This window comes from Rhizobium sp. PvP014, from assembly GCF_017876855.1.
GTDB classification, from domain to species: domain Bacteria; phylum Pseudomonadota; class Alphaproteobacteria; order Rhizobiales; family Rhizobiaceae; genus Neorhizobium; species Neorhizobium soli.
This window is the reverse complement of the sequence record NZ_JAGIOT010000002.1, coordinates 2,904,949-2,919,351: the sequence shown is the minus strand read 5'-3', so window position 1 is coordinate 2,919,351 and position 14,403 is coordinate 2,904,949. Positions and strand designations below refer to the sequence as shown.

Genomic DNA, 14,403 nt, shown 5'->3' with positions numbered 1-14,403 from the left:
GCCGTGGGTTCGTGTTGATCACACCCGAAATCCAAGCCCGCCTCGTCATGTTCAGAGGCAATCCGGCGCAAGGACTAAGATATCGGGCTCGAATGCGCCGCCGGTTATCCGGTCGGTCATCATCCTTTCAGGGCGGCGTCGATAATCGCCTTCGCGGCCTGAAACGCGGCCTCTATACCCATTTCTGACGTATCAAGCAAGTGCGCGTCTTTCGCAGGCTTCAAAGGGCTGTCGGCACGCCCCATGTCACGCTCGTCGCGCTTTCGCACATCGGCAAAAATCTCATCGAAATCTGCGGCATCGCCGCGGCCGACGATCTCGTCGTAACGGCGTCTGGCGCGCACTTCCGGCGATGCGGTCACGTAAAGTTTAACGGGTGCATCGGGGCAGACGACGGTGCCGATATCGCGCCCGTCGAGGACCGTTCCGGGCTTGCGCCTCGAAAACGCCTGCTGCGCTTCCACCAGCGCCCGGCGCACGGCGGGCATGACGGCGATCTTCGAGGCCGCTTCTCCAATCGCATGGGCCGAGAGAATTTCGCGGTCGAGACCTGCCAGTTCAACGTCGCGCGCCATCGTCTCGGCAACGGCCTCGTCGTTGAGGGGCAGACCCCGGTCGAGCAGCGCCTTGGCCGCTGCGCGGTAGGTGAGGCCCGTATCGAGATGCTGGAAGCCGTAGGTTTCGGCGATCTGGCGCGACAGGGTTCCCTTGCCGGCTGCGGCAGGGCCATCGATTGCGATCACCAGTGGCGTAGTGTTGTCTGCAGGATTCATGTCAGGCGGGAAGCTCCGTAGCGGCGTACAAGATCGGCCATTGCGTTCTGACCGGGCATATCATCAAGTCCGGAGGCAACGCCTTCACGATCGCCGACCGGGCGGTTCTGACTGACCTTCCACTTTCCTCCGATCGCCGAGATTTCGATCTCGATACCGACGATACCCTTCAACTGGGCGGAGATGAAATCGTCTGGCGCATCGTTGACGGACCAGGGCATCGGCCGGCTGTTTTCATGCTGGCTGGTGATCGCCTCGATCTGGGAAAGCAGCCAGCCGGCGTCTTCGACGATGCGGGCCGGACCGCGGGCCTGAACGATGGCGTAGTTCCAGGTGGGCACGACCTTACCCGTCTCCTGCTTGGTCTTGTACCAGGACGGTGTCACGTAGCTGTCGGCGCCCTGGAATACAGCAAGGACGCTCGCGCCGTCGCGGATGTCTTTCCACTGGCTGTTCGCCCGGGCGAGATGCAGCCGCAGCACGCCTTTTTCTGCCGCTTCTCCATCGAGGTGAAACGGCACCGGATTAGCCAGCAGGCCGGAATTTCCCGATGTGATCAGCATGCCCAGCGGATAGGCCCGGATCAGCGCATGCTGGGTGCCGAGATCGTCTTCGCGGAAATGCGGCGGCTGGTACATGGGGCGCCTTAAATCTTTCCGTCGATGTGGTTCTCGATCTGCGCGCCGAGACCGGTCATCAGATCCATGAACTCCGGAAAGCTGGTGGCGATGATCGAGGCGTCGTCGACAGTGACTTCGTGTTCCGATGCGAGACCGAGAACGAGGAAGCTCATGGCGATGCGGTGATCGAGATAGGTGACGACGGCAGCGCCGGACGGATTGCCGTAGCCCTTGCCGCCTGGACGGCCGCGCACCACCAGCGTTTCCTTGCCTTCATCGCAATCGACGCCGTTCAGCTTCAGACCTTCAGCGACGGCCGAGAGACGGTCGGACTCCTTGACGCGCAGTTCCTCGAGACCGAGCATCGTCGTCGTTCCCTCCGCAAAGGCTGCGGCGACCGCGAGGACGGGATATTCGTCGATCATCGATGGTGCACGATCGGCGGGAACAGTGACGCCCTTGAGGTCGGAGCCGCGGACGCGCAGGTCGGCCACATCCTCGCCACCGGCGCTGCGGGCATTCATCACCTCGATATCCGCGCCCATTTCCTGCAGCGTCAGAATAAGACCGGTGCGGGTGGGGTTCATCAGGACGTTCATGATGGTCACGTCCGAACCCGGCACCAGGATGGCGGCCACAAGCGGGAACGCGGTCGAGGACGGATCGCCGGGCACGTCGATCACCTGCCCCTTGAGAGCGCCGCGACCTTCCAGCCGGATCGTGCGAACGCCGTCGGCATCCGTCTCGACGGTCAGATCGGCGCCGAAACCCTGCAGCATCTTTTCGGTATGGTCGCGGGTCATCACCGGTTCGATCACCGTGGTGACACCAGGCGTGTTGAGGCCGGCAAGCAGCACCGCGGACTTGACCTGCGCCGAGGCCATGGGCACGCGGTAGACGATGGGGTTGGGCGTGCGCGGACCACGCAGCGTGACGGGCAGCCTGTCGCCGGCCATCGACGTCACCTGGACGCCCATCTCGCGCAATGGATCGAGCACCCGGCCCATCGGCCGCCTGGACAGCGAGGCATCGCCGATAAAGGTGGACTCGAAATCGTAGACGCCGACCAGACCCATCGTCAGGCGGCAGCCGGTGCCGGCATTGCCGAAATCGAGAGGCGCCTGCGGTGCCAGCAGCGCGCCGTTGCCGGTGCCCTGGATGATCCACTCAGCGCCGACCTTGTCGATCTTTGCGCCCATAGCACGCATCGCCTTGCCGGTGTTGATGACGTCTTCGCCTTCCAGGAGGCCGGTGATCCGCGTCTCTCCGGCAGCCAGGCCTCCGAACATGAAGGAACGATGCGAGATGGACTTGTCGCCCGGGATGCGGACGGTCCCGGTGAGGTTTGTCGATCTTCTCGACTTTGCCGGTTTGAGGGCAATCCCATGCGACATGATCGGTCCTTGCTCGTATGCCTTTGATTTCCGCCGTCGTTATCACAAAGCAAAAGGCGGGTCATTAGCCTGCCTGCCAAGGAATTCAGGAAAAGTTAGTCTTTGACATGGAGCCCGCCAGGCCTTATGGGGACCGGCTTAGATTTTTCACCCATTGATTGCCGCTTTATGCGGCTTCGCCGACCTGTTCGGCCATCTCATGAGGCTTTGATAGTGGCTAAAGCGGAACTCGGAACCAAGCGCACCGACCCGGATACCGGCAAGAAGTTTTACGATCTGAACCGCGATCCCGTCGTTTCCCCCTATAGCGGCAAGTCCTGGCCGTTGTCGTTCTTCGCCGAAAACAGCGCCGCTGCAAAACTGGAGCAGGCGGAAGAAGAAGATGTCGAGGAAGTCGACGTCGAGAACCCAACTGTTGAGCCCGTCGCAACCGACGACGCCGACGATGCGGCAACCGGCGACGACATCCCGGATCTGGGCGACGACGATGATGTCGATATCGGCGACGATGACGACAACACGTTCCTCGAAGCCGACGAAGACGATGAAGACGACGACGTAACCGGGATTGTCGGCGTTGGCGGCGACGACGACGAGAATTGATCTTTCGACCTAAAGCCCGGTAATTTGAAGAAAAATTGCCGGGCTTTGAAAAACAGGCTTGCACTCTCCGAAAACCGGACGTAATAAGCCGCCACTCCGGTCAGCATCGCTGCTTCGGAGTTCCCAAGGACCGGAACACCCGGACCACCCTGATGGGGCTATAGCTCAGCTGGGAGAGCGCTTGCATGGCATGCAAGAGGTCAGCGGTTCGATCCCGCTTAGCTCCACCAAATCTTTCTCGCAGTAAACCGACTGCTGAATAGAGGCCGACAAAGCTTAATTCGCGAAGTACGCGGCTGTGCTGTGCGCAGCTTTCGTCTGATGAATCCGGGTGCGGCGGGCGGCGAGTTTGCGGGTTTTGTGGGCCGCGTGCCGGAAGCGCTTCTTGGTGCGCTCGACTTCGCGCAGATAGCCGAGATCTGAGGCCAGAACCTCGTCCTGGTACTGCTGGCGGCGAGCATCCGCGATCTGGCGAACCACCAAGGCGCCGGTCCCTGCGAGAGTGGCGACCGCTGCAATCAGAATTAAAATTACCGTCATTGCCGTTTCCTCCATCCCCATAACGCGGAAGGAGCGCAAAGGTTCGCTTTCCCGCATTGGAGGTAGTGGAACACGAAACTGGTTACAGCCGATTTAAAGGTTAACCGATCGCCTGATCGTTTTCGTCGAACCGGTGCAGCGAGGCCTTGTCTGGTGTGGCAAAGACGATGTCGTCTGGACCATAGCGATGCTCGCCGAACAGACGGACCGTGATGAGGCCCGCCGTCTCGGTTTCGAGATAGAGGATGGTATCGGCGCCGAGGTGCTCGGCATGGACTACCTTGGCCTTCCAGTCGCCGCTTTCGCGCGACAGAGCGATATGCTCCGGCCGGATGCCGATGGTCTTGATGCCGCTTTCGGAAAGCGTCTCGCCCGGGATAAAGTTCATCTGCGGCGAGCCGATGAAACCGGCGACGAAGACGTTGGCGGGCTTGTTGTAGAGCTCCATCGGAGACCCCACCTGCTCGATCGCGCCGGCGCTGAGCACGACGATCTTGTCGGCGAGCGTCATCGCCTCGACCTGGTCGTGCGTCACGTAGATCATCGTCGCCTTCAGCCGCCGGTGCAGGCGGGCGATTTCAAGCCGGGTCTGCACGCGCAGAGCCGCGTCGAGGTTGGACAACGGCTCGTCGAACAGGAAGAGTTTCGGTTCACGCACGATGGCACGACCGATCGCGACGCGCTGGCGCTGGCCGCCGGACAGTTCCGCCGGGCGACGGGCGAGATAGGGATCGAGCGAGAGAAGCGACGAGGCGTTCGAGACGCGTGTCTCGATCTCTGCCTTGTCGGTTCCGGCCTGCTTTAGACCAAGGCCCATATTGTCCTTCACCGTCAAGTGCGGGTAGAGCGCATAGGACTGGAAGACCATAGCGATGCCGCGCTTGGCCGGCGGGGTGGTTGCCATTTCCTGGTCGTCGATCCGGATCGAGCCGGATGACGCATCTTCAAGGCCTGCAATGACCCGCAGCAGCGTGGACTTGCCGCAGCCGGAAGGGCCCACGAAGATGACGAACTCGCCATCCTGAACCTCGAGGTCGATGCCCTTCAGCACTTCATGATCGCCGAAGGCCTTTCGGATGGATTTCAGTTGCAGCGAACCCACGAGCGTATTCCCACTTCTGTCGTTTGGTGCAATCGCGGACGTTTGTCCGCCCGGCTGTCTTGCTTGCGTTGCTTTCAGAGATAGATTGGCTTGCCGGTCCTTGCGCTTTCATCCGCCGCAAGGCAGATGCGCAGCGATTGAACCGCGTCGTCCATGTGCCTGGTTAGATCGATATCCTCGCGGATCGCCTTCAGCATATAGGCCTGCTCGAAATCGCAAAGCTCCTGATGGCCGGGCTCACCCGCCATCGTCATATCCTCGTCGGGCCTGATGAACCTGCCGTCCGGGCCGGTCTCGGCGTTGTGAAGGCGAATGACAGAGGTTTTGGTATGCGTGTCAATATCGTCGGACTTGGCATTGGGGTCCATGACGATGGAGACCGAGCCTCTCGGCGACATCACGTCCTTCACGAAGAACGCAGTTTCGGAGATCATCGGCCCCCAGCCCGCCTCGTACCAGCCGACCGACTTGTCATCGAAGATCACCTGAAGGTGGCCGTAATTATACAAGTCGGGCGCAATTTCATCGGAAAGGCGCAGGCCCATGCCGCGCACTTCCACCGGCTTGGCATCGGTGATCTGGCACATGACATCCACATAATGCACGCCGCAATCGACGATCGGCGGCGTCGTCTGCATCAGGGCCTTGTGGACATCCCAGGTGGGGCCTGACGATTGCTGGTTGAGGTTCATGCGAAAGACATAGGGCGGGCCGAGCTTGCGGGCTTCGGCAATCAGGCGGATCCAGGACGGATGATGGCGCAGGATATAGCCGATCACCAGTTTCTTGCCCGCGACCTTGGCGGCGGAAACGACGCGCTCGGCATCGGCAACCGTGGTTGCCAGTGGCTTTTCGACAAACACGTCGCAGCCGGCCTGGAGGGCGGCAACTGCATAGTCCGCATGGCTGTCGGAATAGGTGCAGATGGCGCAGAGGTCCGGTTTCAACTCGGCAAGGGCTGTCAGGAAATCGGCGTGGATCTCGTAACCGGCAAGGGCCGGATCGAGCGTCGGCTTCGAGCGGTTGACGAGACCAACGATCTCGAAGCCCGGGTTGTTGTGATAGGCGAGCGCATGGCTACGGCCCATATTGCCGAGGCCTGCGACAAGAACGCGGATCGGCTTTTCGGTTGAACTCACTTGACGGCTCCAGACGTGATGCCGCGGATCAGTTGCCGCGAGAAGATGACGTAAAGGACGAGGATCGGCAGGATTGCGAGCGACAGGGCTGCCAGCACCGCGTTCCAGTTGGTGACGAACTGGCCGATGAAGATCTGCGATCCGAGCGTTACCGTCTTGGTGGCCTCAGACGGTGCAAGGATCAGCGGGAACCACAGGTCGTTCCAGATCGGGATCATGGTGAAGACGGCAACCGTTGCCATGGCCGGCCTGATCAGCGGCAGGACCAGGCGGAAGAAGATCGCATATTCCGAAAGACCATCGATCCGGCCGGCATTCTTGAGGTCGTCGGAAACCGAGCGCATGAATTCCGACAGGATGAAGATCGCAAGGGGGATGCCTTGCGCCGTATAGACGAGGATCAGCGCTGTCAGCGTGTTGACGAGGCCCGATGCGACCATGCCCTGCAGGATCGCGACCGTGCCGAGCCTGATCGGGATCATGATGCCGATCGCCATGTAGAGGCCGAGCAGCGTGTTGCCGCGGAAGCGATACTCTGACAGCGCAAAGGCGGCCATCGCGCCGAACAACAGCACGAGCGCGATCGAGGCGACCGTGACGATCATGCTGTTTTGGAAATAGCCGATGAAATCCGCCTGGCCGAGAACCGTCTGGTAGCCGATCAGGCTGAAGCTCGACGGTGTGGGAACCTGCATCGGATTGCGGAAGATCGAATTGCGATCCTTGAACGAGTTGATGATGGTGAGAAAGACCGGAAACAGCGCAATCAGCGTGTAGGCGATCAAAGCCAGATGCACGAGGCTTGAGCGGATCGGTGAAGAGCGTGCCTTGTTGGACATGTCTGGACGCCCTCTAGAACTGGTAGCGGCGCATGCGCCGCTGGATGGCAAAAAGGTAAAACGAGACGCCGGCGAGAATGATGACGAACATCACCGCTGCGATCGTTGCCCCCATGGAGCGATCTCCGAGTTGCAGCTGGAAACCGAAGAAGGTGCGGTAGAGAAGCGTGCCGAGAATATCCGTCGACATATCAGGGCCCGCAAGCGCGCCCTGCACCGTGTAGACCAGATCGAAGGCGTTGAAATTTCCGACGAAGGTCAGGATCGAGATGATGCCGATCGCCGGCAGAATGAGCGGCAGCTTGATCTTCCAGAACTGGCTCCAGCCGGTAATGCCATCGCATTCGGCAGCTTCGACCACCTCTTCCGGGATGCTGAGCAACGCCGCATAGATCAGCATCATGGGTATGCCGACATATTGCCAGACCGAAATCAGGGAAACCGCGATCAGCGCCGGCCCGGACTGACCGAGCCAGGGCGCAAACAGCCATTTGGCACCGGCAAGGCTCATCAGCCAGGGCGCAACGCCCCAGATGGGCGAGAGGATGAGTTTCCAGATAAAGCCGACGATGACGAAGGACAGAAGCGTCGGGAGAAAGATCGCGGTGCGGTAAAAGGCGGCAAACCGCAGTTTGGGCAGCGACAGCAGCGCCGCGAGTGCAATGCCGATCGGGTTCTGCACGCACATGTGGATAGCAAAGAAGATCAGGTTGTTGGTGAGCGCATTCCAGAAATCGCGCGCCCAGCGGACATCACCGAAGAGGACCTGGTAGTTTGCAAAGCCGACGAAGGACTGAGCACCATCGACAGTGTTGTAGAACGAAAGCCTGAGCGTCTCGATCAGCGGCAGGATCATGATCGCCGTGTAGACCAGCAGCGCCGGCGCCATGAAGACGACGATATGCCAGCGGAACGGGCGCTTGATCGATACCGGCTGCAGGGCAGATGAAGGGTGGATGTCGCTCATGGCTTTGCCTGTTTTCTTGTGCTTGCGCTGGCGCAGCATGATCACGATACCTCCCCCTTGAAGGGGGAGGTCGCAGCGAAGCTGCAGGTGGGGGTGACACCACACGCACAAGGATCACCCCACCCCGGCCCGTCGGGCCGACCCTCCCCATCAAGGGGAGGGTAAGCTTGTCACTTACCTGGCTTGTACCAGCTGTCGAGGCCCTTCTGGAGCTTTTCGGCGGCAACGGCCGGGGTATCGGTGCCGTTGATGACGTTGGCCGATTCGACCCAGGTCTCGTTTTCGAGGTTCGGGGTGCCGCGCGACAGGATCTGATAGGTCGAGCGGACCGTCGGCTTGTATTTTTCACGCCAGGAGACGAATTCCTGCGCCATCGGATCTGCCATCTTCACAGGCGACGAATTCAGACTGAAGAAGCCCGGAAGCGAATTGGCGTAGATCTCGGCAAATTCCGGCGAAGCAACCCAGGTCAGGAACTTCTTGGCTTCTTCCGGATGCTTGCTCTTGGTGTTCAAGCCAACGCCGATATCCGGATGGTCGGAGATGTAGCCGGTTTCGCCAGCCTTAAGCACCGGCGGCGGGAACGCGCCCATCTTGAACTGGGCCTGGCTGGTGAAAAGCGCGATTTCCCATGAACCGGCAGGGAAGATCGCCGCGCGGCCGAGCGTGAAGAGGTTCTGGCTATCGGCATAGGTCTGGGCTTCGAAACCGTCGCCGAGATAAGGCTTCCACTTGGCCAGCTCTTCGTAGGGCTTGACCCATTCCGGATCGGTCAACTTCTGCTTGCCCTCGATCAGCGCCTTGCGGCCTTCCTCGCCCTTCCAGTAGTTCGGGCCGATGTTCTGGTAGCCCATCGTTGCGGCTTCCCAGAGATCCTTGGTTCCCATGGCAAGCGGAATGAACGTGCCGTCGGCCTTGATCTTGTCGAGCGCGGCGTAGAATTCCTCGTTCGTCTTCGGCACCGCGATCTTCAGCTGGTCGAAGGCGTCCTTGTTGTAGATGAAGCCGTGGATGACGGATGCCATCGGCACGCAGAAGGTGGACTTGCCGTCGTCTGTCGACCAGGCGGCCTTGGCGACCGGCGAGAAATTGCTCATGCCCGACAGGCTGGTGAGATCGACGAGCTGCTTCTTGTTGAAGAGTTCGAGCGAGGCATCGAACGGACGGCACGTGATGATGTCACCGGCAGAGCCTGCATCGAGCTTGGCGTTGAGCGACGCATTGTACTCGGTCGGTGCGGTCGGCGAGAAGTTGAGCTTGATGCCGGGGTTCTTCGCTTCGAAGGCCGGGATCAGCTTTTCTTTCCAGATCGCCAGATCGTCATTGCGCCAGCTCTCGATGTTGAGCGTGACATCGGCCGCAGACGCTGCGCCCGCAGACGCGATCACCGTCGTGGCCAAAAGAATTGTTTTCAACAGGCTGTTCATGCTGTTCTCCCTTTTTGGTTAGCGCCTTGCGGCGCGAGTCTCGGTCGTTTCCGTCATCTTCAGTTCCGCAAGTGCTTTCCTCAACACCTGATCGGAACGAATAAGCAGCAATTGTGCGGCGTCGATATCGGGGGCGCCTTCAGCCAGAAGCACGGCGATCTTCACCGATCCGTCCGCCACCTGCAGATATCTTACCGCCTCGTCGGCAGTCACGCCTGCGATATCGGCAACCATGCCGGCGGCGCGGGTGCGCAGCTTGGCATTGTCGGCGCGCAGATTGACCATGTGTCCGTCATGCACGTGACCGAGCTTGATCGCAGCCAGCGTCGACAGCATGTTGAATGCAAGCTTCTGTGCGGTCCCCGCGCCCATGCGCGTCGATCCAGCCACCATTTCCGGCGGCGTTTCGAGGAGGACGGCGACATCGGCATGATTGAAAAGGGGTGCATCGGGATTGTTGGCGAGTGCCACGACCCTGGCGCCACGGGCCCGCGCGAGCTCGGCGATCTTCAGAACGTAAGGCGTCGAGCCGCTTGCAGAAACGGCGAGAACGCAGTCTCCCGCCGCAATGACCGCTGCATCCTGATCGGCCAAGGCGACATCATCCTCCGGCGCGCCTTGTAGGTCGGCCAGAACGGACGTTCCGCCGGCAAGAAGAAGGACGATCTGCTCGCGTGCAATGCCGTAGGTTCCGGGAAGCTCGAGCGCATCGGCCATGGCCATCAGGCCGGAGCTGCCGGCGCCTGCATAGACAAGCTTTCCGCCACGCCTCAGAGCCGACGCAACGAGTTCCGCGGCATCCGCAAGAGCGGGGATCGCCGCATCGACGCTCTTGGCCGCCTGCTGCTGACCGGACGCCAGAAGCCGAAGGATTTCGGTCGGGGCGCGCGTATCGAGCCCTTCCGTATTCCCATGCCTGGCTTCGGTGGCTGTTTGGCTCATCCGTTTCTCCCTCAAGCAAAATGATGCCAAAAAAATACCAATTGTCCAGCAGGAAATTAACGAAAGTTACCAACTGAAACATGGCAGCTGGCGTTTAGGACTAATAATCGAGTTAAAATAGCGTGTTAGCGCCGCTCTGTCCGCATCAATAATTTCGCGCTTGGTAAATGGTATTTTTTTGGTATCATTCTTCGTGGAGGTATCCATGGCGGATTACGTGATCGGGATAGATGGCGGCGGGACAAGCTGCCGGGCGGCGCTGGCCGATAGGAACGGCACCCTGCTCGGCCGCGGCAAGAGCGGTGCCTCCAATATCCTGACCGATCCCGACACTGCCCTCAGGCATATTGCTGAAGCCGCAGAGCTGGCGTTCGAAGATGCTGGGCTCACGCCGGATCTTTCATCCGCATCTGCAATCCTGGGTCTTGCCGGCAACAATGTCGGCGGCGCGGTGGGCTATGTGACCGAACGTCTCCCCTTTGCCAGATCGCAGATCGTTTCTGACGGCGTCATCGCCTTGCAGGGCGCGATCGGTGACGAAGACGGTGCGATCGGCATCGTTGGGACCGGGACCGTCTATATCATTCGCAGCCAGGGTCAGTTCAGATCCGTCGCCGGCTGGGGGTTTCAGGTGAGCGATCTCGGCAGCGGTGCAAGGCTGGGACAGCTCGCGCTGCAGGAAACCCTGCTTGCCTTTGACCGGATACGGCCGATGACCCCGCTTTGCGAGGCAATCCTTGCCGAGTTCGACAACAATCCGGAACTGATCGTCGATTTCGCGCGGCTGGCAAAGCCCGGCGACTTCGGTCGTCACACGCCAAAGGTTTTCGACTTTGCGCGGCGTGGCGACGAGACGGCGTTGCGGATCCTCCATACCGGTGCAGCCGGGATCGACGAAGCGCTCGATGCAGTTACCGCGCTATCCGGCGACAAGACCAAGCTCTGCCTGCTGGGCGGTCTCGCACCGCTTTATCCTCCCTATCTTGCCCAGAGGCACAGGCGTCGCCTTTCCGAGCCGCGGGCGGACGCGCTGACCGGCGCCGTCGAACTGGCCGTCAAGGCCTTCGCATCTGGAGCCCGGATTGAGGCGTGCGCATGAGCGAGACGCTGACGGCCATCCTCCCCCTCGACGGCCTGCAGTCCGGCGGCTCCGGCCCGCTTTATCTCAAGCTGCGCCAAAGCCTGGAAGATGCGATCCGGTCCGGCAAGCTCGGTCACGGCGACGCGCTTCCCGCGGAGCGGGATCTCGCCGACTATGCGAGCGTCAGCCGCGTCACGGTGCGCAAGGCCGTCGACGATCTCGTCCGGGACGGGCTTCTGACCCGCCGCCATGGATCCGGGACCTTCGTGGTAAAACCGCTGTCGCGCGTCGAGCAACCCTTGACCAAGCTGACATCCTTCACCGAGGACATGGCAAGGCGTGGCCTGGTTTCCCGATCGGAGTGGCTGGAGCGCGGATTGTTTCATCCCTCGCCCGAAGAGATGATGATGCTGGGTCTCGCACCCGGCACGATGGTTGCGCGGATCGGACGTTTGCGCTTTGGGAACGACATGCCGCTTGCCATCGAGCGCGCCAGCATATCGGCAGAATTCCTGCCCAACCCGGTATCGCTCCAGCAGTCGCTTTATGCGGAACTTGAAAAGAAGGATGCGCGACCGGTACGCGCCATCCAGCGGATCTCCGCGACCAATCTGAAAAAGATCGACGCCGGCCTGCTTGAAGTGCCCATCGAGGCGGCGGGCCTGTCGATCGAACGCGTTTCCTACCTGGCCTCCGGCCGGGTGGTGGAGCTTACCCGCTCGCTTTACCGGGGCGATGCCTATGATTTCGTGGCCGAGCTTTCGCTTGGCGACAGCTGATCAGACGAGGATGACGATGAAGACCCATATGCGCCAGGAAATCGACGAGATACCGGAGGCGACGGCCCGATTGCTCGACCGTTCGGCGGCAGATATTGCCAAGGCCGGCCAGGCCCTGCGCGACAAGGATCCGGCCTTCCTGGTGACGATCGCACGCGGTTCCTCCGACCATGCCGCGACGTTCATCAAATATGCGATTGAGTTGACAGCGGGACGTCCGGTTGCCTCGCTCGGACCATCGCTTGCCTCAATCTACGGTGCCAATCTGCAGCTTGGCGGTGGTGCTGCGATCGCCATCTCCCAGTCCGGCAAGAGCCCGGACATCGTCGCGATGGCGGAGGCTGCGACCCGGTCAGGGGCGGTGACGATTGCGCTGACCAATACGCTCCCGTCGCCGATCACCGAGGCATCGCTTTATGGGGTCGACATCAATGCGGGTCCGGAAATTGCCGTTGCGGCAACCAAGTCCTTCGTCAGCTCGATTGTCGCCGGTCTCGCCCTTCTCTCCGAATGGACCGGTGACGACGGGCTGAAGGCGGCGGTTCGCGCCATGCCCGGCCATTTCGATGAAGCCATCAAGCTCGACTGGAGCGCGTTTGCGAGCGAACTCGGCGACGCTGATTCGCTCTATATGCTCGGCCGTGGCCCGGCGCTAGCAATCGCCAGCGAGGCTGCGCTCAAATTCAAGGAAACGTCCAACATGCATGCGGAGGCCTATTCCGCGGCTGAAGTCCTGCATGGTCCGGTGGCGCTCGTCGAAAAGCGCTTTCCGGTGCTGACATTTGCCGCACGGGACGCGGCGGAAGCTTCCGCGGTGCAGATCGCAGACAATTTCGCGGCCAAGGGCGCGCTCGCCTACGCGACCTCCGACAAGGTCACGGCTGCCCGAAAGCTGCCATTCGTCGCAACCGGCCATCCGCTGACCGACGCGCTGGCGCTGATCGTGCCCTTTTACGGTTTCGTCGAAGCCTGGTCGCGGTCCAAAGGGTTTGATCCCGATCAGCCGGCAGCCCTCAACAAAGTCACCGAAACCCTATGACCGACCTCAAGGCTCTGACTGCAAACCGCATCTTCGACGGCGCCGACTGGCATGAGAATGCCGCGGTCGTGTTTTCGAACGGCCGGATCGATCACATCCAGCCTTCGGCTTCGCTCGCACCTGAGATCGAGAGGATCGACGGTGGCGAGATCATTGCTCCGGGCTTTATCGACTTGCAGGTCAATGGCGGCGGTGGCGTGCTCCTCAACGAAGAGCCGACGGTCGAGGGGATCGCCACGATCTGCGCTGCCCACGCGAAGTTTGGGACGACGGCACTGTTGCCGACCTTGATCACCGACACACCTGACATTTCCGCCCGGACCGTTGCTGCCGGCATGGACGCAAAGAAGCGGGGCATTCGCGGCTTTCTCGGACTGCATCTGGAGGGCCCGCATCTGTCTGTTGCCCGCAAGGGAGCGCATGACCCCAAGCTCATCCGCCCGATGGGGGATCGCGACCTCGATCTGATGCTCTCCTGCGGACGGGCGCTCGATGTGCTGATGGTGACCATTGCGCCGGAAAGCGTGACGCAAGAACAGGTCACAAAGCTCGCAGACGCCGGCATCATCGTCAGCCTCGGTCACACGGAAGCGAGCTACGATACGGCGGCGGCCTATTCCAAGGCCGGTATCCGCACGGTCACGCATCTCTTCAACGCCATGAGCCCTCTCGGTCACCGCGAACCGGGGCTGGTCGGGGCGGCGCTCGATACGGGAGCACTCTATGCCGGCCTGATCGCCGACGGCATCCATGTGCATCCCGCTGCAATGGGGGCAGCTCTGCGCGCCAAGGCAGGTCCCGGAAAGATATTCCTGGTGACCGATGCGATGTCGACGATCGGGACCGACATGACATCCTTCACGCTCAACGGCCGCGAAATCCTGCGCAAGGATGGCCGGCTGACGCTCGCCGACGGGACGCTGGCCGGCGCCGATATCGACATGATCTCGTCGGTTCAATACGTGCACCGCAATCTAGGCCTGTCGCTGGAGGAAGCCCTGCGCATGGCATCCGCCTATCCGGCGCAGGCGGCGCGCATCGAAGACCAGAAAGGCTTTCTGAAGCCCGGATATGATGCGGATTTCGTTATCCTTGGCGCGGATCTTTCCATGAGAAGCACCTGGATTTCTGGAGAATGTGCGCACGCACAGATCTGAA

15 protein-coding genes and 1 tRNA gene are annotated in these 14,403 nt (G+C 61.1%); 6 read left to right on the top strand and 10 right to left on the bottom strand.

Annotated features, from left to right (window positions below; genetic code table 11):
• Nucleotides 1-119: 119 nt before the first annotated feature.
• From cmk to aroA, 3 genes are read right to left on the bottom strand one after another with little or no spacing between them, the layout of a single operon-like run.
• A complete protein-coding gene (gene cmk, locus J3A65_RS18610) occupies nucleotides 120-773 on the bottom strand; it encodes a (d)CMP kinase (protein ID WP_209902736.1) in 654 nt (217 codons plus the stop codon).
• Complete coding sequence (locus J3A65_RS18605) at nucleotides 770-1,411, bottom strand: FMN-binding negative transcriptional regulator (protein ID WP_209902734.1); 642 nt, start codon at nucleotides 1,409-1,411, stop codon at nucleotides 770-772. The genes cmk and J3A65_RS18605 overlap by 4 nt, the downstream gene beginning before the upstream one ends.
• Before the next feature lie 8 nt (nucleotides 1,412-1,419).
• A complete protein-coding gene (gene aroA, locus J3A65_RS18600) occupies nucleotides 1,420-2,787 on the bottom strand; it encodes a 3-phosphoshikimate 1-carboxyvinyltransferase (protein ID WP_209902732.1) in 1,368 nt (455 codons plus the stop codon).
• Nucleotides 2,788-3,000: 213 nt separating this feature from the next.
• Between aroA and J3A65_RS18595 the strand changes: the two genes are divergently transcribed.
• Nucleotides 3,001-3,390, top strand: coding sequence for a TIGR02300 family protein (locus J3A65_RS18595; RefSeq protein ID WP_062454214.1), 390 nt, complete (start codon nucleotides 3,001-3,003; stop codon nucleotides 3,388-3,390).
• A 154-nt stretch (nucleotides 3,391-3,544) separates the two neighbouring features.
• A tRNA-Ala gene (locus J3A65_RS18590) sits at nucleotides 3,545-3,620 on the top strand.
• A gap of 46 nt (nucleotides 3,621-3,666) precedes the next feature.
• Here the strand turns inward: J3A65_RS18590 and J3A65_RS18585 are convergent.
• From J3A65_RS18585 to J3A65_RS18555, 7 genes are all read right to left on the bottom strand, one after another.
• On the bottom strand, nucleotides 3,667-3,930 hold the full coding sequence (locus tag J3A65_RS18585; protein ID WP_156466411.1) for a hypothetical protein: 264 nt from the start codon (nucleotides 3,928-3,930) through the stop codon (nucleotides 3,667-3,669).
• Between the two features lie 100 nt (nucleotides 3,931-4,030).
• Nucleotides 4,031-5,032, bottom strand: coding sequence for an ABC transporter ATP-binding protein (locus J3A65_RS18580; protein WP_092664009.1), 1,002 nt, complete (start codon nucleotides 5,030-5,032; stop codon nucleotides 4,031-4,033).
• Between the two features lie 74 nt (nucleotides 5,033-5,106).
• Complete coding sequence (locus J3A65_RS18575; protein WP_209902730.1) at nucleotides 5,107-6,171, bottom strand: Gfo/Idh/MocA family oxidoreductase; 1,065 nt, start codon at nucleotides 6,169-6,171, stop codon at nucleotides 5,107-5,109.
• Complete coding sequence (locus J3A65_RS18570; RefSeq protein ID WP_113165757.1) at nucleotides 6,168-7,010, bottom strand: carbohydrate ABC transporter permease; 843 nt, start codon at nucleotides 7,008-7,010, stop codon at nucleotides 6,168-6,170. The genes J3A65_RS18575 and J3A65_RS18570 overlap by 4 nt, the downstream gene beginning before the upstream one ends.
• A gap of 13 nt (nucleotides 7,011-7,023) precedes the next feature.
• Entirely contained in the window at nucleotides 7,024-7,977 is a 954-nt protein-coding gene (locus J3A65_RS18565; RefSeq protein WP_113165771.1) for a sugar ABC transporter permease, read from the bottom strand.
• A gap of 170 nt (nucleotides 7,978-8,147) precedes the next feature.
• Entirely contained in the window at nucleotides 8,148-9,404 is a 1,257-nt protein-coding gene (locus J3A65_RS18560; RefSeq protein ID WP_062578544.1) for an ABC transporter substrate-binding protein, read from the bottom strand.
• 18 nt (nucleotides 9,405-9,422) lie between these two features.
• Nucleotides 9,423-10,346: an N-acetylmuramic acid 6-phosphate etherase gene (locus J3A65_RS18555; RefSeq protein WP_209902728.1), complete on the bottom strand. Its 924-nt coding sequence runs from the start codon at nucleotides 10,344-10,346 to the stop codon at nucleotides 9,423-9,425.
• Between the two features lie 205 nt (nucleotides 10,347-10,551).
• Here J3A65_RS18555 and J3A65_RS18550 point away from each other — a divergent pair, with 205 nt between their 5' ends.
• From J3A65_RS18550 to nagA, 4 genes are read left to right on the top strand one after another with little or no spacing between them, the layout of a single operon-like run.
• Nucleotides 10,552-11,445, top strand: coding sequence for an N-acetylglucosamine kinase (locus tag J3A65_RS18550; RefSeq protein ID WP_209902726.1), 894 nt, complete (start codon nucleotides 10,552-10,554; stop codon nucleotides 11,443-11,445).
• Nucleotides 11,442-12,206 (top strand): GntR family transcriptional regulator, encoded by a 765-nt coding sequence (locus J3A65_RS18545; RefSeq protein ID WP_062454222.1) that lies wholly within the window; start codon nucleotides 11,442-11,444, stop codon nucleotides 12,204-12,206. The genes J3A65_RS18550 and J3A65_RS18545 overlap by 4 nt, the downstream gene beginning before the upstream one ends.
• A gap of 10 nt (nucleotides 12,207-12,216) precedes the next feature.
• Complete coding sequence (locus J3A65_RS18540; protein WP_245341588.1) at nucleotides 12,217-13,245, top strand: SIS domain-containing protein; 1,029 nt, start codon at nucleotides 12,217-12,219, stop codon at nucleotides 13,243-13,245.
• The gene (gene nagA / locus J3A65_RS18535) at nucleotides 13,242-14,402 is read left to right on the top strand and encodes an N-acetylglucosamine-6-phosphate deacetylase (RefSeq protein WP_192087721.1); all 1,161 of its coding nucleotides are present in this window, start codon (nucleotides 13,242-13,244) and stop codon (nucleotides 14,400-14,402) included. Before J3A65_RS18540 ends, nagA begins: the two co-directional genes overlap by 4 nt.
• Nucleotide 14,403: the final 1 nt, after the last annotated feature.